Source organism: Pseudomonas sp. NBRC 111127, from assembly GCF_001320345.1.
GTDB lineage: Bacteria > Pseudomonadota > Gammaproteobacteria > Pseudomonadales > Pseudomonadaceae > Aquipseudomonas > Aquipseudomonas juntendi.
In genome coordinates, this window is record NZ_BCBD01000103.1 from 1 (window position 1) to 19644 (window position 19644).

Annotated in this window: 21 protein-coding genes; 7 read left to right on the forward strand and 14 right to left on the reverse strand. The window is 62.7% G+C overall.

Annotation, left to right across the window (positions count from 1 at the left end; all coding sequences use genetic code 11):
* The 3 genes from APH30_RS17985 to APH30_RS17995 form a co-directional block, all read right to left on the reverse strand.
* Positions 1–432: SdiA-regulated domain-containing protein (locus tag APH30_RS17985; protein WP_177333746.1), on the reverse strand; the 432-nt coding region annotated here is incomplete at its 3' end.
* Between the two features lie 210 nt (positions 433–642).
* On the reverse strand, positions 643–1308 hold the full coding sequence (locus tag APH30_RS17990) for a fumarylacetoacetate hydrolase family protein (protein WP_009683685.1): 666 nt from the start codon (positions 1306–1308) through the stop codon (positions 643–645).
* 25 nt (positions 1309–1333) lie between these two features.
* Positions 1334–2731: an FAD-binding oxidoreductase gene (locus tag APH30_RS17995; protein WP_054913339.1), complete on the reverse strand. Its 1398-nt coding sequence runs from the start codon at positions 2729–2731 to the stop codon at positions 1334–1336.
* Between the two features lie 171 nt (positions 2732–2902).
* Here APH30_RS17995 and serA point away from each other — a divergent pair, with 171 nt between their 5' ends.
* A complete protein-coding gene (gene serA / locus APH30_RS18000; protein ID WP_009683687.1) occupies positions 2903–4132 on the forward strand; it encodes a phosphoglycerate dehydrogenase in 1230 nt (409 codons plus the stop codon).
* A 150-nt stretch (positions 4133–4282) separates the two neighbouring features.
* Here the strand turns inward: serA and APH30_RS18005 are convergent, their stop codons facing one another.
* On the reverse strand, positions 4283–4759 hold the full coding sequence (locus APH30_RS18005) for a DUF4399 domain-containing protein (protein ID WP_054905149.1): 477 nt from the start codon (positions 4757–4759) through the stop codon (positions 4283–4285).
* Positions 4760–4983: 224 nt separating this feature from the next.
* On the opposite strand from APH30_RS18005, the gene APH30_RS18010 reads away from it, so the two are divergent.
* Positions 4984–5472 (forward strand): transporter substrate-binding domain-containing protein, encoded by a 489-nt coding sequence (locus APH30_RS18010; protein ID WP_054913340.1) that lies wholly within the window; start codon positions 4984–4986, stop codon positions 5470–5472.
* 72 nt (positions 5473–5544) lie between these two features.
* On the opposite strand, the gene APH30_RS18015 is transcribed toward APH30_RS18010, so the two are convergent.
* Together APH30_RS18015 and APH30_RS18020 are read right to left on the reverse strand one after the other, a co-directional pair.
* The gene (locus tag APH30_RS18015; RefSeq protein WP_009683690.1) at positions 5545–6036 is read right to left on the reverse strand and encodes a DUF523 domain-containing protein; all 492 of its coding nucleotides are present in this window, start codon (positions 6034–6036) and stop codon (positions 5545–5547) included.
* Positions 6023–6655 (reverse strand): 2OG-Fe(II) oxygenase, encoded by a 633-nt coding sequence (locus APH30_RS18020; protein ID WP_054913349.1) that lies wholly within the window; start codon positions 6653–6655, stop codon positions 6023–6025. The genes APH30_RS18015 and APH30_RS18020 overlap by 14 nt, the downstream gene beginning before the upstream one ends.
* Positions 6656–6768: 113 nt before the next feature.
* Here APH30_RS18020 and APH30_RS18025 point away from each other — a divergent pair, with 113 nt between their 5' ends.
* Positions 6769–7521: a DUF2059 domain-containing protein gene (locus APH30_RS18025; protein WP_054913341.1), complete on the forward strand. Its 753-nt coding sequence runs from the start codon at positions 6769–6771 to the stop codon at positions 7519–7521.
* On the opposite strand, the gene APH30_RS18030 is transcribed toward APH30_RS18025, so the two are convergent.
* Positions 7522–8448: an alpha/beta hydrolase gene (locus APH30_RS18030; protein ID WP_054913342.1), complete on the reverse strand. Its 927-nt coding sequence runs from the start codon at positions 8446–8448 to the stop codon at positions 7522–7524.
* Between the two features lie 124 nt (positions 8449–8572).
* On the opposite strand from APH30_RS18030, the gene APH30_RS18035 reads away from it, so the two are divergent.
* The 3 genes from APH30_RS18035 to APH30_RS28125 all read left to right on the forward strand — a co-directional run bounded on the left by APH30_RS18035 (position 8573) and on the right by APH30_RS28125 (position 11686).
* Positions 8573–9136 (forward strand): DUF6436 domain-containing protein, encoded by a 564-nt coding sequence (locus APH30_RS18035; RefSeq protein ID WP_054913343.1) that lies wholly within the window; start codon positions 8573–8575, stop codon positions 9134–9136.
* An 85-nt stretch (positions 9137–9221) separates the two neighbouring features.
* On the forward strand, positions 9222–11414 hold the full coding sequence (locus APH30_RS18040; RefSeq protein ID WP_054913344.1) for an S-type pyocin domain-containing protein: 2193 nt from the start codon (positions 9222–9224) through the stop codon (positions 11412–11414).
* Complete coding sequence (locus APH30_RS28125; protein WP_082416205.1) at positions 11411–11686, forward strand: bacteriocin immunity protein; 276 nt, start codon at positions 11411–11413, stop codon at positions 11684–11686. Before APH30_RS18040 ends, APH30_RS28125 begins: the two co-directional genes overlap by 4 nt.
* A 37-nt stretch (positions 11687–11723) precedes the next feature.
* Here the strand turns inward: APH30_RS28125 and APH30_RS18045 are convergent, their stop codons facing one another.
* The gene (locus APH30_RS18045; RefSeq protein WP_054913345.1) at positions 11724–12275 is read right to left on the reverse strand and encodes a sugar O-acetyltransferase; all 552 of its coding nucleotides are present in this window, start codon (positions 12273–12275) and stop codon (positions 11724–11726) included.
* Between the two features lie 86 nt (positions 12276–12361).
* On the opposite strand from APH30_RS18045, the gene APH30_RS18050 reads away from it, so the two are divergent.
* A complete protein-coding gene (locus APH30_RS18050) occupies positions 12362–14725 on the forward strand; it encodes a penicillin acylase family protein (RefSeq protein WP_054913346.1) in 2364 nt (787 codons plus the stop codon).
* 162 nt (positions 14726–14887) lie between these two features.
* Here the strand turns inward: APH30_RS18050 and APH30_RS18055 are convergent, their stop codons facing one another.
* The 6 genes from APH30_RS18055 to APH30_RS18080 all read right to left on the reverse strand — a co-directional run.
* The gene (locus APH30_RS18055) at positions 14888–15673 is read right to left on the reverse strand and encodes a MetQ/NlpA family ABC transporter substrate-binding protein (protein WP_054905155.1); all 786 of its coding nucleotides are present in this window, start codon (positions 15671–15673) and stop codon (positions 14888–14890) included.
* A 161-nt stretch (positions 15674–15834) separates the two neighbouring features.
* The gene (locus APH30_RS18060; RefSeq protein WP_054913347.1) at positions 15835–16677 is read right to left on the reverse strand and encodes a sigma 54-interacting transcriptional regulator; all 843 of its coding nucleotides are present in this window, start codon (positions 16675–16677) and stop codon (positions 15835–15837) included.
* 49 nt (positions 16678–16726) lie between these two features.
* Positions 16727–17308 carry an alpha/beta hydrolase gene (locus APH30_RS18065; protein ID WP_054913348.1) on the reverse strand — a complete coding sequence of 194 codons (582 nt, stop codon included), beginning with the start codon at positions 17306–17308 and terminating at the stop codon, positions 16727–16729.
* A gap of 202 nt (positions 17309–17510) precedes the next feature.
* Entirely contained in the window at positions 17511–18500 is a 990-nt protein-coding gene (locus APH30_RS18070) for a sulfate/molybdate ABC transporter ATP-binding protein (protein ID WP_009683702.1), read from the reverse strand.
* A gap of 3 nt (positions 18501–18503) precedes the next feature.
* Positions 18504–19376, reverse strand: coding sequence for a sulfate ABC transporter permease subunit CysW (cysW, locus tag APH30_RS18075; protein WP_009683703.1), 873 nt, complete (start codon positions 19374–19376; stop codon positions 18504–18506).
* 11 nt (positions 19377–19387) lie between these two features.
* Positions 19388–19644: ABC transporter permease subunit (locus tag APH30_RS18080; protein ID WP_156326537.1), on the reverse strand; the 257-nt coding region annotated here is incomplete at its 5' end.

A 19644-nucleotide genomic window follows, 5' to 3' on the forward strand; every position in this document is an offset into this window, starting at 1 on the left:
CAGGCGCTCGTCGGTGATGGCCAGGTAACCGTCTTCCAGCACGGCAACGCCTTCCGGGTTGTTCCAGCCGTTGAGCGGGATCTTGCGCAGCACATCGCCGTCCAGGCTCAGTTCGACCAGGAACGGGTTCTTGCCCATGACCGCGAACAGCGTCCGGGTCTGCGGGTTGAACGCCACGTCCGACGCTTCGTCATCGTCCATGCCCGGCAGGGGCTTGGCATCGATGTCTACCTGATAATCCGGCAGCCATACGCTTTCGCTGCGCTCGGCGCGGCTTTCGAAGCCTTCCTTCAGCCACAGCGCACCCCGGTCATCCCAGTGCATCGCCATGGCCACGCCGTAGCCAATCACCGCCGCCACCGCCAGGCCAAAGGGCCAACGCAGGTAAAAACGACGCTTACTGGTTGCCGGGGCGTTGGTGGGTGATGGCATGCAGGGGTCCTGAAGCAGTGGGCGTAGATGCGCGCATTATCCGCATTGGGTGTGAAAAAAACGCCAAATCCTGCCTGGACGCGAATTCTTTGTGGGAGCGGCCTTGTGTCGCGAAAGGGGTGCGAAGCGCCCCCGGAATTCATGCGTCAAGCACCTATTGCCGGGGCCGCTCTGCGGCCCTTTCGCGACGCAAGGCCGCTCCCACAGGGCTCAGAGCACCCGGCTTTCGAAGCGGCTGACACCCGGCAGCTCCAGCACCAGCTCGTCACCGACATTGAACGGCCCCACGCCCGCCGGGGTGCCGGTGAGGATCACATCCCCCGCCAGCAGCGAAAAATGCGCGGCCATGTGCTGAATCATCGGCACGATAGGGTTGAGCATCATTGCGCTGTTGCCGTCCTGGCGTACTTCGCCGTTCACCGTCAGCCGTACCGGGATGTCGGTCACGTCCGGGAAGCTGGCAGCCGAGACGAACGGCGGCAGTACGCAGGCACCGTCGAAGCTCTTGGCCAGCTCCCATGGCAGGCCTTTTTCCTTCAGTTTGGCCTGCACGTCGCGCAGGGTCAGGTCCAGGGCCGGGGCGTAGCCGGATATGGCGTCCAGCACCTCTTCCTCGCTGGGGTGCGTGGACAGTGACTTGCCCAGCAACACGGCGATTTCTGCCTCGTAATGCACCGAACCGCGCTCGGTCGGGATCTTGAAGCCGCCTTGCGCGGCGACCACGCAACTGCCGGGCTTGATGAACAGTAGCGGTTCGCTGGGGATCGGGTTGTCCAGTTCCTTGGCGTGTTCGGCATAGTTACGGCCAATGCACACCACCTTGCCCAACGGGAAGTGGATGCGCGTGCCGTCTACATACTGGTGCTGGTAACTCATGGCCGACTCCTTTGCATGCTGCTTTTTATTCAGGAGCGAAGATCTTACCCGGATTCATGATGCCGTTAGGGTCGAACACGGCCTTAATCGCCTTCATGCAGGCAATTTCTTCGGCCGAGCGGCTGTAGCCCAGGTAGTCGCGCTTGGTCATGCCTACGCCGTGCTCGGCAGAGATCGAGCCGTTGTAGCGTTCGACGATCTCGAACACCCACTTGTTGACCTTGGCGCACGAGGCAAAGAACGCGTCTTTGTCCATGTGCTCGGGCTTGAGGATGTTCAGGTGCAGGTTGCCATCGCCGATATGGCCGTACCACACCACTTCGTAATCCGAGTAATGCTCGGCCACGATGGCATCGATATCGCGCAGAAACGCCGGCACTTTCGAGACCGTGACTGAAATATCGTTCTTGTACGGGGTCCAGTGCGAGATGGTTTCCGACAGGTACTCACGCAGCTTCCACAGGTTTTTCAGCTGGGTTTCGCTCTGGCTCATCACCCCGTCCAGTACCCAGCCCTGCTCGACGCAATGCTCGAAGGTGGCCAGTGCCTGGTTGGCGACTGCCTCGGTGCTGGCCTCGAACTCCAGCAGCGCATAAAAGGGGCAGTCGGTGGCAAACGGCGCCGGCACATCACCACGCGCAAGGATCCTGGCCAGGCCCTTGTCCGAGAAAAATTCGAAGGCCGTGAGGTCGAGCCCGCCCTGGAAGGCGTGCAGCACCGGCATGATCGAGTCGAAGTCCGGCGTGCCCAGCACCATGGCGGTGAGGTTGCGCGGGGCGCGGTCCAGGCGCATGGTGGCTTCCACCACGAAACCCAGCGTCCCTTCGGCGCCAATGAACAGCTGGCGCAGGTCATAGCCGGTGGCGTTCTTGATCAGGTCCTTGTTCAACTGCAGCAACTCGCCCTTGCCCGTCACCACCTTCAGCCCGGCCACCCAATTGCGGGTCATGCCGTAGCGGATCACCTTGATGCCGCCGGCATTGGTACCGATGTTGCCGCCTATCTGGCTGGAACCACTGGAAGCGAAGTCTACCGGGTAATACAGGCCCTGCGCTTCGGCGTAGCTTTGCAACTGGCGGGTGACCACCCCGGGCTGGCAAACCACCGTGCGGTCGAAGGCATTGAAATCGAGAATCCGGTTCATGTTGTCGAAGGCCACCACGACTTCGCCATTGGCCGCCACGGCCCCCGCGGAGAGCCCGGTGCGCCCACCCGACGGCACCAGCGCCACCCTGTGCGCATTGGCCCAGCGGACAATGGCCTGCACCTGCTCGATGGTCTTGGGCAGCACGATGGCGCTGGGCGCCGGTGCATAGTGCTTGGTCCAGTCCTTGCCATAGGCGTCGAGGGATGCCGGGTCGGTCAGGACCTTGCCAGGGTCGACAAGGGTCATCAGTTCTTCAATTGCAGCGGGGTGGGTCATCGCTGGAACTCTCGACTTATTCATAGTCACCCTGAGCACTCTTCACCTGTCGGGATAAGCTCAGATTGTGTCGCGTATGCTAGCATAGCGCTCCCGCTGTTCATGCTAAGGCCGCCCTCGCGCCTGGCATCACCCCTCGCCATTTTTTCTCCGGGATACAGGTTTACGCAGATGAGCAAGACTTCTCTCGACAAGAGCAAGATCCGGTTCCTTCTTCTTGAAGGTGTGCACCAGAACGCGGTCGATACCCTCAAGGCCGCCGGCTACACCAACATCGAATACCTCACTGGTTCGTTGCCGGAAGCCGAGCTGAAGGAAAAGATCGCCGATGCCCACTTCATTGGCATCCGTTCGCGCACCCAGCTCACCGAAGAGATCTTCGACTGCGCCAAGAAACTGGTCGCCGTTGGCTGCTTCTGCATCGGCACCAACCAGGTAGACCTGGAAGCTGCCCGCGAGCGCGGTATCGCCGTGTTCAACGCGCCCTACTCCAACACCCGCTCGGTCGCCGAGCTGGTACTGGCCGAAGCGATCCTGCTGCTGCGCGGCATCCCAGAGAAAAACGCCTCCTGCCACCGTGGCGGCTGGATCAAGAGCGCAGCCAACTCGTTCGAGATTCGCGGCAAGAAACTCGGCATCGTCGGCTACGGCTCGATCGGTACCCAGCTGTCGGTCCTGGCCGAAAACCTGGGCATGCAGGTCTACTTCTACGACCCGCTGACCAAGCTGCCACTGGGCAACGCCGTACAGGTCACCAGCCTGCACGAACTGCTGGGCCTGGCCGACATCGTCTCGCTGCACGTGCCTGAGCTGCCCTCCACCCAGTGGATGATCGGCGAGAAGGAAATCCGCTCGATGAAGAAGGGCGCGATCCTGATCAACGCCGCCCGTGGCACCGTGGTCGAGCTGGACCACCTGGCCGCCGCCATCAAGGACAAGCACCTGATCGGCGCTGCCATCGACGTGTTCCCGGTCGAGCCACGCTCCAACGACGAAGAGTTCGAGAGCCCGCTGCGCGGCCTGGACAACGTGATCCTCACCCCGCACATCGGTGGTTCCACTGCCGAAGCCCAGGCCAACATCGGCCTGGAAGTGGCCGAGAAGCTGGTCAAGTACAGCGATAACGGTACTTCGGTGTCTTCGGTCAACTTCCCGGAGGTGGCACTGCCAGCGCACCCAGGCAAGCACCGCCTGCTGCACATTCACGAAAACATCCCGGGCGTACTCAGCGAGATCAACAAGGTATTCGCCGAGAACGGTATCAACATCTCCGGTCAGTTCCTGCAGACCAACGAGAAAGTCGGTTACGTGGTAATCGACGTAGATGCCGAGTACTCCGACCTGGCGCAAGAAAAACTGCAACAGGTCAAAGGCACCATCCGTTCCCGCGTACTGTTCTGAGTTTGCTTGCTGCATGAAAAAGGGAGGCCCTGGTGGCCTTCCTTTTTTTCGCCGGTGGAAGCGGCGTCGCCCGCTCTCACAGGATCACCGCAAACCCGAAGCTTGCGGCCCCCCCTGTGGGAGCGGGCGAGCCCGCGATCAGACCAACACCTATTTCACGTCGACAGTAATCTTCTGCGACTCGACGCTCGGCTTGAACGGCACGTGATACTGGTCACCCAGCACCAGTTGCAGGGTGTGCTTGCCCGGGGTCAGGGTAATGCTGGTTTCGGTCTGTGCCTTGCCGAAATGCAGCACCTGCGGCCCGGCTGGCAGTGCGGTGCCGGCCTCTGGCATCAGGCTGGTCGGCAGCGGCATGTCGGCGACGGGCTCTTTGTCCACATCCACCAGCAAGTGGTGGTGGCCGGTGTGCGGGGTCTGGTCGCCGGCAGGCTTCAGGCCCATGCCTTCAATGCCGAACTTGACGGTAAAGGTCTTGTCGACGGTGGCACCATCGGCGGGGGAAACGATGAAGACCTTGGCATCCTTGGGCGGCTCCTGGCTCTTCAGGGCGTCTGCGGCACTGGCCAACACCGACGCTCCCATCAGCAAACCGGCAACGGCAGCACGCGAAAATAGGCTGTTCATTCACTTCTCCTGTGATTCACTCATTGACCGCAGCTTGTCATCCAACAGCGGCGGTAGTTCACCTTAGTTGAAATATGCGCCAAGGTGTTCACGTTGCCTGACAGAAAAATTTGAGTCAGGGTTAAACAATGCCGAGGCGCCAAGGTCTTAGGCTGCGTTCGATCATGGCGAGGAATAAAGCCATGACGAAAGTTATTCACCTGTAAAAGAAAAAGGGGCCTTCAATGCGTTCGACCATAGGGGTACTGCTGGCAGTACTGATCAGTCCATTGGCCCAGGCGGAGCTGATCGACGAAATCGCCGACCGGGGCGAACTGCGCATTGCCGTACAAGCCGACAACCCGCCTTATGCGTTCAAGCAAGACGAGCGGCTGAGCGGTTTCGATGTGGAATTTGGCCAGGACCTGGCCCGCGAACTGGACCTGCGCGCCGAATTTGTCGAGGCGCCTGCGGACGAGGTACTGCCGGGTGTGGAAAGCGGCAAGTATGATGTCGCGCTGACCCCAGCGAGCGAAGCACTCAAGAGTGACGGGCCGCTTGACGCGAGCCTGCCGTTTGGCGAGAAGAAACTGGTGATCCCGTTCCAGAAGGACAACCCGGCGTTTGAAAGTGCTTTGAACAATGCGCTGCAGCGGTTGAAGGACAGTGGCCGCACGGCCGAGCTGGAACAGAAGTGGTTCAAGGGTGTGCAGGAGACTGCGGCCGGGCAATGAGGTTTGTGCGGTCTGTGCCGCCCTCATCGCCGGCAAGCCGGCTCCCACACTCACTCCACAGCCGGCGCAGGGCTACCCCAAGGCCCGCTGCGCCTGGTCCAGCTCCAGCTCACTGAACACCTGCACCCCCGCCCGCCGCAGCAGCGCCGCTGTGACCCCTTCCCCGGCCACCTTCACGCCACTGAACGTGCCGTCATAGGTCAAGCGGTTGCCACATGAAGGGCTGCCCGACTTCAATACCGCCACACCAATGCCATGCCGCCGCACCAGTACGAGCGCCAACTGCGCGCCGGCCAGGAACTGCGCACTGACATCTTCGCCCATGACAGTGATCACCTGTGTGCTGCCGTCGAGCACCTGCCCACCTTGCCCGCCTGGTATCTCCGCGGGTGGCCGAGGGGTCGGCAACCCGCCGGCGACTTCCGGGCACAACGGCACCACGCGGCCTTCGGCCTGCCACTGCTGCAACAAGTGCGGGTGGCCGCTGGTGCGACCGTCATAGCGCACCGGCTGCCCCAGCAGGCAAGCGCTGACCAGCACCCTGGGCAAATCAGAACGGGTCATTGCCACGCCGCCGGAACCAGCCCGTCAACGACAAGCGCTCACGCCCGGCGGGCAGCACTTCGTGAGGCACCTCACCCGACAGGAACACCACCAGGCAACCTGCCAGCGGCTCGACCAGGGGCTCGGCACCGTCGGCCAGGAACATGCGCAGCTGCCCACCATCCTGCGGCTGCCAGTCTTCGTTCAGGTAAAACACCGCCGAGACCATGCGCCGATCGTCGTCACGAAAGCGGTCCAGATGCCGGCGATAAAATGCCCCGGGTGGGTACAGGGCAAAATGGCACTCGAAATCCTGCAGGCCGAGAAACAGGCCCTGGTTGATGGCCAGCCGTAACTGGTCCATGGCCGCCAGGTACTGGTCGCAAGCCTCGGCCTGGCCAGGGTCGATCCACTGGATCTGGTCGCCGCGAATGGTTTCGCGTACTTCCTGGGCATCACCGCGCCCCACCCCGGCCGGGTTGAGTTCGCCTTCGGCATAACGGCGCCGGCACTCGACCGCCAACGCGCGCGCAAGGTCGACAGGCAAAAACAGCGCCTGTTGGGACCAGCCATGGGTGGCCAGATCGTCAACGACGGCCGCGAGCATCGGGTTTTCGGGGGAAGTATGCATGGCGCGCATCATATCCATTCGCCCTGGCGGCGCACAGCGCCACTTGGCCGAGAAACACGCACATATCTCGACAAACCGGCGCCGGGCCAAGGACAATGGTCGCCTGCCGACAGGAGTCCTGAATGCGCCGTCTGTTTTCCCTGATTCTGCTGATGATCTGCACCACGCCTGTCTGGGCAGATAACCTGGATCAACTGTACAAGGCTGCCGGCTGGCCCGACCAGCGCGCCCACTTCAACGATGCCCTCACCGCCGCCCAGGCGCGCTACCGCAACAGTTTACCGCCCGCCGTGTACCAGGCGCTGGTCGACAACAGCAACCAGCGCTTCCAGGCCCAGGCGGTAGACCGTCGTGCCCAGGCAAAGCTGCGCGCCAGCCTGGCCAACCCGGCACCGGCCCTGGCGTTCTTCCAGTCGCCGCTGGGGCGCAAGGTGGTAGCCGCCGAGCTCAAGGCCACGCGCAAGGATGAACTGGCCAGAAACGCCAAGGGCTTGCCGAAAATGCAGGCCAGCGATGACCGCCTGCTGATCATTGGCCACCTGGCTCAGGCCTTGCCAGCACGCGAAGCTGGCGCCGAAGTCAGCCTGGCCATCGCCGGCGTGGCGGCCGACAGCCTTAGCTCGATGATCCCCGGCCTGTTCGGCGGCGGCCAGGCGCAAGGCCTGCTCGACGGTCAGCGCCAGCGGCTCATGGGGCAAATTGGCGAAGACCTCAACAATACGTTGCTGTACGTGTACCGCGACCTGTCCGACGCCGAGCTGGAAGAGTTCGCCACCTTTGCCGAGTCGCCCGACGGCAAGGCCTACTACCAGGCGGCACTGGCCGCGGTGCGTGCCGGCCTGGCGGTGGGCCAGAGCAGCAATGACCTGAAGTGATCAGCCCAGGCGCTGGTCGATGAAGTCGAAGTAGCGCTGGCGAATGCCTGGCAGCTCGTTGGCCAGGTGGTGACGCGCGTCGGGCAGCATCAGGATCTGCGGCTCAGCGAACTTGGCCTTCAGCACCTCCAGGTTGTATGGCCAATCCACCGTGCCGTCGGCCTCTCCCTGTACGATCAATGGCCGCCGTGTACTTTTGGGCGCAGCCTCGATGCGTTTGACCCACGCGATCAGGGCACCCACCCAGGCGGTGGGCAGCCGGCGCGGTTGCAGGGGGTCGGCCTGGAGAAACGGCAGGAAGGCAGGGTCGTTGGTGTTCTCACTGAAGCGCCGGTCGATACCATTGACGAAATGGCGCAGCACGCGATAGCTGAACTTGGACCAACGCCAGGCACATGGCCGCACCAGCGGCGCCAGCAGAATGACCTGGCCATCGACAGGGCTATGGGCACCTTGGTGCAGCAAATGGTCCACCGCGATCGCCCCACCCGTGCTCTGCCCGCACAAATGCCATGGCCGCGGCAGCTGCAACGCACGCGCCTGTTCGAACAGCGCCTGCAGCACCTGCTGGTACACCGCGAAGTCGCTGATGCTCGCCCGCTCGCCGCTGGACAGCCCATGGCCGGGCAGGTCGCAGCTGATGACCGCGAAACCTTGCCCGAGCGCCCACTCGATCACATGCCGATAGAGGCCCATGTGGTCGTAATAGCCATGCAGCAGGAACAGCGTCGCGCTTGGCTGCTCGGGTAGCCAAGCCTGCCCGACCAACTCGAACCCCGCGGCCTGGAAACCGCCCAGCCAGCTGTGGGCCGACAGGTTCAGGCCATAGAAACGCTGGTAATACTGCGCTTGAATCGACAGCGGATAGCGCGCGGTGAACGGCGCCAGGCTGGCACGCAGGCGGTCGGGCTGAAAGTCAGGGGGCATCGGGTACATCCACAGTGAAGCAAGTATTGATCTGGGATATTCAGCTCTGGCCCTCGTCATGGCAAGCTCGTCCACTTCGAACAACCTGCATCGATCCGATTGTAGGAGCGGCCCACGACTTCTCATGAATACCAAGATCATCAAGCCGATGGCTGCCGCTTGCGGGCTGCTGCTCGGCGCCGCCCTGATGTGGCAAGCCTTCACCACCTTCCAGGCCCGCTACCTGCGCCCGTTCGACAACCAGGCCACGCTGTTCGACGGCAGCCAGTTGCAGCTCCCCGCCGAGCTGGCCGGCCCGGGCCCGATCCGCGTGGTGCACTTCTGGGACCCGGCCTGCCCGTGCAACGTCGGCAACCAGCAACACCTGGGCGACCTGGTCAGCCAGTTCGCCAGCCAGGGCGTGACCTTCCACGTTGTGCAGAAGGCTGGCAGCCACGGCCAGTTACCCGCCAACCTCAGCAGCCTGCACCCCATCGCCAACTTGCCAGGCAGCGAAAACCTGCCCGCCTCCCCCGCCGTGGCCATCTGGGACCACCAGGGCAACCTTGCCTATTTCGGCCCTTACAGCGAAGGCGCGGTGTGCAACGCCAGCAACAGCTTCATCGAACCGATCATCAACGCCTTGCTTGCGTCACGCCCCGTGCAAGCCAGCAATACCTTGGCCGTAGGGTGTTACTGCCCCTGGTAGAAAACGGGTGCCCGATAGATATCTACAGCGTTGCCCCGGAGGACAATTTTTAGCCTGACGACATACAGATCAATGGAGAAACTGTATGTCGCGCCAAGGATTCACCGAATTACCCAACAGCCACGTAAACAGCACCCGCCTTCCATACCTGGGCCCTCAGATTCTCTGGGGCCATAACCGCATTCCCCCGCATCACCTGGTATCCACTTTCCGCCCGGGCAGCCTGGTCATCGACCTGGTTCCGCAGATCGAAAACGACAAGAAAACGGTCAAGCAGGAGCACGAACAGCGCCAGGCCACGCTCGAACCGGACCTGGATCAGGCCATTCTCGCACGGGCAGGCTCACTGACCGGCCTCAGCGAATCCCAGGCCATCGAGCGACGAATCACGGTGGTCAAACAGCTACAGGCACAACTCGGCCCACGCCTGGAAGCTGCGCGCCAACAAGCCAACCGTTTCTTTGGCACAGACCCGGAACATCGCACCTTTCGCGAGTTTCTGACTGCTGCCCGAGCCCAGGGAGCCCAGGCCGATCCTCGCCAGGCTTGGCTTGAATCCTACCGGGCAGCGTTCGAGATCAAGTACCTCGAGCAGCAGCACAGCCAGTTAGTCCGACGCCAGCACATCCTGCGCAGTAACCTGTCCAGCGCAAGAGCCAGGGAACGCAGTAACAGCAGCATCGCTTTGTCACTGGACCGGGTCGAGCAGGCGATCGTCCGCACGCTCAGTGCCAATCACGAACTACAAGTAGCCAACAGCACGTTGCAAACCATGCTCACGGCCTTCGAGCGGCACCGGGATGAGGACATCGCCGAAGCAGCGGCACTGGAGCACAGTCGCGAGCTGGAGCGGGAAACATCAGACCTGCTCAAGGCGCGCGCACATCAACGCGCCTCAGGCACCCAAAAGCGCGTGCAATACAGGCGTCTCGCGACGGAGATGTCGCGGCTCGACTTCGATCTGAAGCTTCATGGCCCCAGGGCTACCGAAGCCCACAGGGCCCAAGCGGCTGCGTTGCAGGCCCAGGCATCTGCCCACGCTGCCGAGCATGCTAGTACCTCAGCCACCGAAGAGGTAGTGGGGAACCAGCTGCATCTGCAGGCGAACAGTGCCGTTGAAGCAGCCTTCGATGAGCAGGCGCTGCTCAGCACACTGACGGGACGTACGCCGAGCAACACCCCCGTCACGTTCAATGCCTGGGTCGCCAGCACTCAACACCCGCTGGTAGTGACCACCTCACGCGGCGGCACTGCGCACTTTGAACCCATCTGGGACGCGCTGGGCACCGCCATCGGCAACGCTGCGCTGCGGCTGCTATCTGGTACGGCCAGGTACTTGACGTTGCTGCTCTATGCCGCCCGCCTGGGTGATGGCGAACGCATGGGGGTCACCGTCCCGCTCGCCCTGATGACGCCCAGTGCGGACCTTACCCAAGAGGCGAACCGCAAGGTAGGCCAGACCCTTGAGCTACCGCTGCGGATGAATGCCGTGCCCGAGGGCACCCAGACCGAGGTGTACCTGGCAGCCACGGATGGCAGCAGCATCCTGCGCGACGTACGCGTGCGCCAGGCCCAGTGGGATACGACCCAGGGCGCCTATCGCTTCACAGCTGAAGGGCCGGGCGGTGCAACACTGCTGTGGCACCCGGCAACGCCGCCATCGACCCTGGGCACCTTCAACCCCGAGAACGACAGCTTCACCCCAGGCGTCCCCATCGTCGAAGACCTGCCCAAGCACCTGCCGGGCAACATTATCGTCCCGCCGCAGCCTGATATTCGAACCTTCCCCGAACTGCCCGACCTGCAGATCGATGACTACGTCATCATCTTCCCCGCAGATTCGGGGCTGGCACCGATCTATGTGATGTTGCGCAGCCCACGGTATCTGCCGGGGGTCGCCAGTGGGAGTGGCGCAGTTACCCCAGACAGGGTGCTAGATGCCGCTAGCACGGCAGCAGGGGCGCCGATTCCTGCAAGAATTGCGGAAAGGCTGAGGGGGCGGCGGTTCAGCAGGTTCGATAAGCTTAGAGAGGCGGTCTGGAAGGAAATTGTTGCGGATGAAGTCTTTAGAGTGCACCTCTCTCGCGTAGACATTCAGAGCATGGAGAATGGTACTGCCCCCTACTCACGAAAGGAGGACCGCGTAGGGAAGCGAATGAAACTAGAAATTCATCATAAGCATGAGATCGCCGAAGGCGGGGCAGTGTATGACTTGGATAATCTTGTCCTCATGACCCCCAAGGTCCACATCAACGAGCACCGGGGGAACAAACCATGATTTTCAAGGACAAGCTAGAAGAATACACGGAGCAAGAGTTCCTATTGCTAGTGTCAGTACTGTTCGAAAATCGAACAGGCCTACATGGACTTGAACTCGAGCAATATCGGGACCGTGTTGTTTATCATTTTGAAAAAATCACAGAACACCCTGATGGTTTGGATGTAATCTGCTATCCGCCTCCCGGATCGGAAGACAGCCCAAACGGCGTACTAGACCGAGTAAAAACCTGGCGCGCCGCCAACGGTAAACCCGGCTTCAAACCCGCCTAATACTAAGCCCTGCGGCAACACCGCAGGGCTTTTCATATCACCCTCGCACCCGCGCCGGGCTCCCCACCACCGTCACCCCCGCGGGCACATCCCGGGTCACCACGCTACCGGCACCAACCACCGCGTTATCGCCAATGGTCACACCCGGCAGAATGATCGCCGCACCGCCGATCCACACATTGTTGCCAATGGTCACGGGGCGCCCGCTTTCCAGCCCGCTGCGCCGCACGTCGGGGTCCAGCGGGTGGTCGGCGGCGTAGATCTGCACATTGGGGCCGATCTGGCAGTCATCGCCGATAGACACCGGCACCACGTCGAGCATCACGCAGTTGAAATTGATGAAGGTGTTGCGGCCGACGCGGATGTTGTAGCCATAGTCGCAGTAGAAGGGTGGGCGGATCACGGTGCCCTCGCCCACGTGGCCAAAATGTTCGCGCAACAAGCCATGACGGGCGTCGTTAAGCAGTTCCACGCTGTTATTGTAGCGGTGCATCCAGTGCTTGCTGGCGATCTGCTCGGCCTGCAATTCAGGGCAGCCAGCGTGGTAGAGCTGGCCGGTAAGCATCTTCTGTTTTTCGCTGAGTGCCATGGAAACTCCTTCCTGGGGGCAGTGCTCGTTCGCGCATCCACCCAAGGTCGGACCCTATTTTTTCGTAGATAGCTCAAGGAGTCTGCATGAAGCGCAGCCTGACCCTATTGGCCGTGGTTGTTGCCGCGGCCGCTGGCGCTGGTTACTGGTATGCACAGGGCAAGCTGCCACAGCGTGAAGGCGAAGTGGCGATGGCCGGCCTGCAGGCACCGGTCAGCGTGCGCTACGACAGCCGCGGCGTGCCGCACCTGCAAGCGCAGAACGAGGCGGACCTGTACCGTGCGCTAGGCTATGTGCATGCCCAGGACCGGCTGTTTCAAATGGAGATCATGCGCCGCCTGGCACGTGGCGAACTGGCCGAGGTGCTGGGCGACAAGCTGCTGCCCACCGACACGCTGTTCCGCAGCCTGCGCATACGCGAGCAAGCCGCGCTGATGGCCAGGCGCCAGGACCCGCAATCGCCGGCCGCCCTGGCTTTGCAAGCCTACCTCGACGGGGTCAACCGCTGGCAGGCCAGCCACCCCAAGCCGGTGGAGTTCGACCTGCTCGGTATCACCCCACGCCCGTTCACCGCCGAAGACACCCTGAGTATCGCCGGCTACCTGGCGTACAGTTTTGCCGCAGCGTTTCGCACCGAACCGGCGCTGACCTACATCCGCGACCAGTTGGGCCCTGACTACCTGAACATTTTCGACCTGGGCTGGCAGCCCGAGGGGGCCCTGGGCAAACCGCTGGCCGCGGCCGACTGGCGCAGCCTTGAGGGCCTGGCCCGGCTCAGCCACGAAGCACTGGGCGATGCCGGCATTCCGCAGTTCGAGGGCAGCAATGCCTGGGCCGTCGCCGGTAGCCGCACACGCAGTGGCAGGCCGTTGCTGGCAGGCGACCCGCACATCAGTTTTGCAGTACCGGCGGTGTGGTACGAGGCCGAACTGTCGGCACCCGGCTTCAACCTGTACGGCTACTTCCTGGCGCTCAACCCGTTCGCCCTGCTCGGCCACAACCGCGACTTCGGCTGGAGCCTGACCATGTTCCAGAACGATGATGTAGACCTGATCGCCGAACGCACCAACCCGGCCGACAGCAACCAGGTCATGGTCGATGGCCGGTGGCACACACTGGAAACCACCCAGCAGCAGATTGCGGTAAAGGGTGAAGCGCCAGTCACCCTCAACCTGCGTCGCTCGCCCCATGGCCCCATCGTCAACGATGTACTGGGCAATATCGCCGGCACCACGCCAGTAGCCCTGTGGTGGGCGTTTCTCGAAACCGAAAACCCGATCCTCGAGGGTTTCTACCAGCTCAACCGCGCCGACTCCCTGGGCAAGATGCGCGAAGCCATAGCCAAGGTCCATGCGCCGGGGCTGAACTTCGTCTGGGCCAACGCCCGCGGTGATATCGGCTGGTGGGCGGCAGCGAAGTTGCCGATACGCCCAGCCGGCGTCGACCCGGCGTTCATCCTCGACGGCGCCAGCAGCCAGGCCGACAAGCTCGGTTTCTACCCCTTCAGCGCCAACCCGCAGCAGGAGAACCCGGCCCGCGGCTATATCGTCTCGGCCAATTACCAGCCACCGGCGGCGGTGCCGATACCGGGGTACTACAACCTGCCCGATCGTGGCCGCCAGCTCGATCGCCAGCTGGCCAACCCTGAGGTGAAGTGGGACACCCAGAACAGCCAGGCGCTACAGCTGGACACCACCAGCGACTACGGCCCGCGCACGCTGGCCCCGCTGCTGGCGACACTGCGCGCCATAGCCGAAGGTGATGAAGAAAAGGAACTGGTGGAACAACTGGCCGCCTGGGCGGGCGATTACCCGCTGGACTCGACCAGCGCCACCCTGTTCAACCAGTTCCTTTACGAGCTGGCCTACTCGGCCCTGCATGATGAACTGGGCGATACCTGGTTCCCGGTACTGATCAGTACCCGCGCCATCGACGCCGCCTTGCCACGGCTGGCGGCGGATGCCGATTCGCCCTGGTGGAATACCCGGGGTGGCGACCAGCGCACCGACCGGACCCAAGTGGTGCGTACGGCATGGCACAACAGCCTGAAGCACCTGCGCGACACCCTGGGCGACGACCCGGCGCGCTGGCAGTGGGGCAAGGCCCATACCTTGACCCACAACCACCCCCTGGGGGTGAAAAAGCCGCTGAACCTGCTGTTCAACGTTGGGCCATTCGCCGCCCCCGGTACACATGAGGTACCGAACAACCTGTCGGCGAAAATCGGCCCGGCGCCATGGCCGGTCACCTACGGGCCCTCGACGCGGCGGCTGATCGACTTTGCCGATGCCGGGCAGGCGCTGACCAGCAACCCGGTCGGGCAGAGTGGCGTGCCCTTCGACCGGCATTACGCAGACCAGGCCGAGGGGTATGTGCAAGGGCAGTATCAGAAGGCGCAGATGGGGGTGATTCCGGCGCAGAGCACGCTCAGGCTGGTGCCGGCGCAGTGATTGCTCTGGTTGGTATGTAGCTTTGAGATTGCCGGGGCTGCTTTGCAGCCCATCGCGACACAAGGCCGCTCCTACAAAATGGCGCTTTGGTAGGGGCGCTGCGGCCGGAAGCAAAAACGCCGACACATGGGCGTCGGCGTTTTTTCGATGACTGCTGGCGGATCAGAACGCCGGCAGTACGGCGCCCTGGTACTTCTTGGCGATGAACTCCTTCACTTGCGGGCTGGTCAGGGCCTTGGCCAGTTTCTGCATGGCATCACTGTCCTTGTTGTCCGGGCGCGCGACCAGGAAGTTCACGTACGGCGAGTCGGCACCTTCGATCACCAGCGCATCCTTGGCCGGGTTCAAGCCGGCTTCGAGGGCGTAGTTGGTGTTGATCATGTCCAGGTCCACCTGGTCCAGCACGCGTGGCAGCATGGCCGACTCAAGCTCGCGGAACTTCAGGTTCTTCGGGTTCTCGGCAATGTCCTTGGGGGTGGCCAGGGCGTTCTTCGGGTCCTTCAGGGTAATCAGGCCGGCCTTCTGCAGCAGGATCAGTGCGCGCCCGCTGTTGCTCCCTTCATTCGGAATGGCAACGGTGGCGCCCTCTTTCAGCTCGCTCAGGCTCTTGACCTTCTTCGAATAGCCACCAAACGGCTCGACGTGCACGCCCACCACGGTTACCAGGTGGGTGCCCTTGCCTTCGTTGAAGCTCTTCAGGTAAGGCAGCGTCTGGAAGTAGTTGGCGTCCAGGCGCTTCTGGTCCACCTGCACGTTCGGCTGCACGTAGTCGGTGAAGACCTTGATCTGCAGGTCCACCCCTTCTTTGGCGAGTGTAGGCTTGATCAGCTCAAGGATTTCGGCGTGCGGTACCGGGGTAGCGGCAACCACCAGTTTCTCGGCAGCGGCGGCCAGGCCGGAAAACGCCAGGGCGGCGGCCAGGGCGGTGGTCAGCAGGGTCTTCTTCATGGTGGTCCTTATTCTGAATCTGGGCCATCGGCGATGGCGAATCGGCTGCCCCACCGCTTCACCAGTGGGCGTGAAGCGGACAATACCTAGAATTTTTATTCCGTAACAATATCTTTTATTTCGCTAGTTATTCCAAAAAACACAGTCACTATGGGTTTTGCTTATGAGCCATGGCTAGCCAGCGGTCTTGGCAGGTCGAAGTCATGGGGCAACAGCTCGGCGCTATCATTTACCAGCAAGGCAAAGTGAATGACATTCTCCAGCTCGCGGGTATTGCCCGGCCACGGGTGGGCTTCCAGCACCTGCTGCGCGGCCTCGCTCACCAGGGGCACCGGGCGCTGCAGCCGGGTACTGTAGATACCCACGAAATACTCGGCCAAAGGCAGGATATCGCCTGGCCGCTCGCGCAATGGCGGCAGCTCCAGCGCGCCTTCATGCAGGTAGTGGTAGAGCCGCTCGTTGAAGCGACCGGCACGCACCACCCGAGCCAGGTCGATGCTGCTGGCGGCTACCAGCCTTACATCCACCGGCTGTGGTTGTTGCGCCCCAACACGCATCACCTCACGGTTCTCCAGCGCTGCCAGCAGCTTGCCCTGGATGGCCAGCGGCAAGTCGGCGATTTCGTCCAGGTAAAGCGTGCCGCCGTTGGCCGAGCCAAACCAGCCGGCGCGGCTGCTGGCCGTACCGCCATGGCTGCCAGCGCTATAGCCGAACAACTCGGCGTCGGCATAGGTCGGGCTGATGGCCGCGCAGTTGACCGACACGAACAGCCCGCTACGGTCGCTGGTCCGGTGGATTTGCCGCGCCAGCAGCTCCTTGCCGGTACCGGTCTCGCCACGAATCAGCACCGGCAAGGGTTGCGGCGCCAGGAGCTCAAGCTCATCGCGCAGCCGCTGCGAGCGTGGGTCGATGAACACCAATGCCTTGGCACGGATGCTCAATGGGCTTTTGTCCAGTTCAGGAAAGGTCAGCAGCGGCTGGCCAAACGGGTTTTGAAAAGTCATGAAAAAACTCCCGCCCCAGGCCTGCGGTGGCCGGGCGTACAGGGGCCAATCAGGCGCGGCGCAGTGCCCGCTGCTCGACCCGGCTTTGCAAGCGATACAAGTAGGCGAAGCCTTGTTCCCAGCGCTCATGCCCGGACTTGACGTTGATGTGCCCGGCGTTGCTCAGCAACCCCGCTTCGGCACCCCAGGCCTGGGCCAGGTATAACGCCCGCGGCACGCTCACGGCAGGGTCGTTGTCCGAGCTGACAACCTGGCTGGGAAATGGCAACACCCCGAGCGGAATCGGCGCAAAGTTGCGCAGCGCCGACGCACAGGCGGGCCGCTCGACGTCCGCAGGCGCCACCAGCAACGCCCCCCTCACCCGCCGCAGCAACGCCGGGCTGGCCTGCGCGGCCCAATGGGCGACGGTGATACAGCCCAGGCTATGGGCGATCAGGATGACTGGCGAGGGCTCGGCGGCAATCGCCTGTTCCAGCGCCTGCACCCAGTCCTGGCGTTGCGGGGTCAACCAGTCGTGCTGCTCGACCCGTGCGCTGTTGGGCAGGGAGCGCTGCCAGTGGCTTTGCCAGTGGTTGTCTGGCGATCCTTGCCAGCCCGGCACAATCAGGTAACGAATCGACTTATTGCGCATGGGGACGCCTCCGGGAAGTTTGCGTGCTTGGAGGCCAGTATAAAGACGGGGTTATATTCGTAAAGGAATAAGAAGCTATTTATTAATAACCAAAACACCAATAGTGGCCTTGCGTTGCGGTGGGCTGCAAAGCTGCCCCGGCAATCTCACAGGCACAAAAAAGCCCGGAACCAACCCCGGGCTTTGCATCAGCCACCGCGACTCAGATATCCGCCACCTTCTGCCAAACCTTCGGCCGGAAGAACAGCGTCTCCCCACGCGCCAGACCGGTCAGGCTATCGTGGTCCTTGACCACTTCGGCTTCGATCAACTCGCTCTGCCCTTCCACCTTCAGGGTCACCCGGGTGGTCGCGCCCAACGGCCGAATGTCGCGCACTTCGGCCGCATGGTGGCCTTCGGTTTCATGGCGCGACAAAGACACCTCGTGCGGCCGGAACAGCACATGGTGCCCTTCGCTCAACGCCAGGCGGTTGGAGTCACCAAGGAAGTGGTAGACGAAATCGTTGGCCGGTTGCTCATACACCTCCCCCGGCGAACCGATCTGCTCGATCACGCCTTTGTTCATCACCACGATGCGGTCTGCCACCTCCATGGCTTCTTCCTGGTCGTGGGTGACGAACACCGAGGTCAGGTTGATGTCCTCGTGCAGCCGCGCCAGCCAGCGGCGCAGTTCTTTGCGCACCTTGGCATCCAGCGCACCGAACGGCTCATCCAGCAGCAGCACCTTGGGCTCCACCGCCAGTGCCCGGGCCAGGGCGATGCGCTGGCGCTGGCCACCCGACAACTGCTCAGGGTAGCGGTCGGACAACCAGTCCAGTTGCACCATGTTCAGCAGCTCATGCACTTTCTCGGCGATCCTGCTTTCGCTTGGGCGCTCGCCCTTGGGCTTCATGCGCAGGCCGAACGCCACGTTGTCGAACACGCTCATGTGGCGGAACAGTGCGTAGTGCTGGAACACGAACCCCACGTTGCGGTCGCGCACATCGCGGCCCGACACGTCCTCGCCATGGAACACGATGTTGCCCTGGTCCGGGGTTTCCAGGCCGGCGATGATGCGCAGCAGGGTGGTCTTGCCGCAGCCGGACGGGCCGAGCAAGGCCACCAGCTCGCCGCTGTTGATGTCCAGGGTGATGTTGTCCAGGGCCTGGAAGCTGTTGAAGCGCTTGCTGACGTTACGAACTTCGATCGACATGAGTCATTCCTCCGCGGCGCCGTGGCGCAGGCGGTTAATACGGTTCTCGCTCCACTGCTTGAGCAGCAGGATGAAGAGCGCCAGGATCAGCAACAGGCTGGCCACGCTGAAGGCTGCGACGTGGTTGTACTCGTTGTAGAGAATTTCCACGTGCAGCGGCAGGGTGTTGGTCACGCCACGAATGTGGCCGGACACCACCGACACCGCGCCAAACTCGCCCATGGCCCGCGCAGTACACAGCACCACGCCGTAGATCAGCCCCCATTTGATGTTCGGCAGGGTCACGTGCCAGAACATCTGCCAGCCGTTGGCGCCGAGCAGCCGCGCGGCCTCCTCCTCTTGCGTGCCCTGCTCCTGCATCAGCGGGATCAGCTCACGGGCCACGAACGGCACGGTGACGAAAATGGTCGCCAAAACGATGCCCGGCAGGGCGAAGACGATCTGGATATCGTGGTCTTGCAGCCACGGCCCGAACAGGCCCTGCGCGCCGAACATCAGCACGTAAACCAGGCCGGCGATCACCGGCGACACCGAGAACGGCAGGTCGATCAGGGTGACCAGGATGCTCTTGCCGCGGAAGGTGTACTTGCTCACGCACCAGGCGGCGCTTACCCCGAACACCAGGTTCAGCGGCACCGAGATGGCCACGGCGAGCAGGGTTAGTTTCAGCGCCGACAAGGCGTCGGGTTCGAGGATCGCCTCGAAGAAGGTGCCAAAACCGTTCTTCAGCGCCTGCGATACCACAATGACCAGGGGCAGCAGCAAAAACAGCACGAACACCAGCCAACCAAGGCCGATCAGGATACGCCGCGAAGTGGCGCTGCCACGGCGGGCGGCGTTGGCGGCCGCACTTGCACTCAGGGATGAACTGGACATGCCGGCCTCCTTCAAGGGGTTTCGATACGGCGCTGCAGCAGGTTGATCAGCAGCAGCAGGATGAAGGAAACCACCAGCATCAGCACGCCAATGGCGGTGGCCCCGGTGTAGTCGTACTGGTCGAGCTTGACCATGATCAGCAGCGGCAGGATCTCGGTCTTCATTGGCATGTTGCCAGCAATGAAAATCACCGAACCGTACTCGCCCACGCCACGGGCGAAGGCCAGGGCAAAGCCGGTCAGCCAGGCGGGCAGCAGGGCCGGCGCCA

Coding starts and splice junctions, on each gene's coding strand:
- APH30_RS18005 (WP_054905149.1), bottom strand. CDS start 4,759: ATGAACAGCCTATTTTCGCGTGCTGCCGTTGCCGGTTTGCTGATGGGA.
- APH30_RS18055 (WP_054905155.1), bottom strand. CDS start 15,673: ATGAAGAAGACCCTGCTGACCACCGCCCTGGCCGCCGCCCTGGCGTTT.
- APH30_RS28125 (WP_082416205.1), top strand. CDS start 11,411: ATGATTTTCAAGGACAAGCTAGAAGAATACACGGAGCAAGAGTTCCTA.
- APH30_RS18045 (WP_054913345.1), bottom strand. CDS start 12,275: ATGGCACTCAGCGAAAAACAGAAGATGCTTACCGGCCAGCTCTACCAC.
- APH30_RS17990 (WP_009683685.1), bottom strand. CDS start 1,308: ATGAGTTACCAGCACCAGTATGTAGACGGCACGCGCATCCACTTCCCG.
- APH30_RS18070 (WP_009683702.1), bottom strand. CDS start 18,500: ATGTCGATCGAAGTTCGTAACGTCAGCAAGCGCTTCAACAGCTTCCAG.
- APH30_RS18050 (WP_054913346.1), top strand. CDS start 12,362: ATGAAGCGCAGCCTGACCCTATTGGCCGTGGTTGTTGCCGCGGCCGCT.
- APH30_RS18025 (WP_054913341.1), top strand. CDS start 6,769: ATGCGCCGTCTGTTTTCCCTGATTCTGCTGATGATCTGCACCACGCCT.
- serA (WP_009683687.1), top strand. CDS start 2,903: ATGAGCAAGACTTCTCTCGACAAGAGCAAGATCCGGTTCCTTCTTCTT.
- APH30_RS18035 (WP_054913343.1), top strand. CDS start 8,573: ATGAATACCAAGATCATCAAGCCGATGGCTGCCGCTTGCGGGCTGCTG.
- APH30_RS18015 (WP_009683690.1), bottom strand. CDS start 6,036: ATGACCCGTTCTGATTTGCCCAGGGTGCTGGTCAGCGCTTGCCTGCTG.
- APH30_RS18020 (WP_054913349.1), bottom strand. CDS start 6,655: ATGCGCGCCATGCATACTTCCCCCGAAAACCCGATGCTCGCGGCCGTC.
- cysW (WP_009683703.1), bottom strand. CDS start 19,376: ATGTCCAGTTCATCCCTGAGTGCAAGTGCGGCCGCCAACGCCGCCCGC.
- APH30_RS18010 (WP_054913340.1), top strand. CDS start 4,984: ATGCGTTCGACCATAGGGGTACTGCTGGCAGTACTGATCAGTCCATTG.
- APH30_RS17995 (WP_054913339.1), bottom strand. CDS start 2,731: ATGACCCACCCCGCTGCAATTGAAGAACTGATGACCCTTGTCGACCCT.
- APH30_RS18030 (WP_054913342.1), bottom strand. CDS start 8,448: ATGCCCCCTGACTTTCAGCCCGACCGCCTGCGTGCCAGCCTGGCGCCG.
- APH30_RS18060 (WP_054913347.1), bottom strand. CDS start 16,677: ATGACTTTTCAAAACCCGTTTGGCCAGCCGCTGCTGACCTTTCCTGAA.
- APH30_RS18040 (WP_054913344.1), top strand. CDS start 9,222: ATGTCGCGCCAAGGATTCACCGAATTACCCAACAGCCACGTAAACAGC.
- APH30_RS18065 (WP_054913348.1), bottom strand. CDS start 17,308: ATGCGCAATAAGTCGATTCGTTACCTGATTGTGCCGGGCTGGCAAGGA.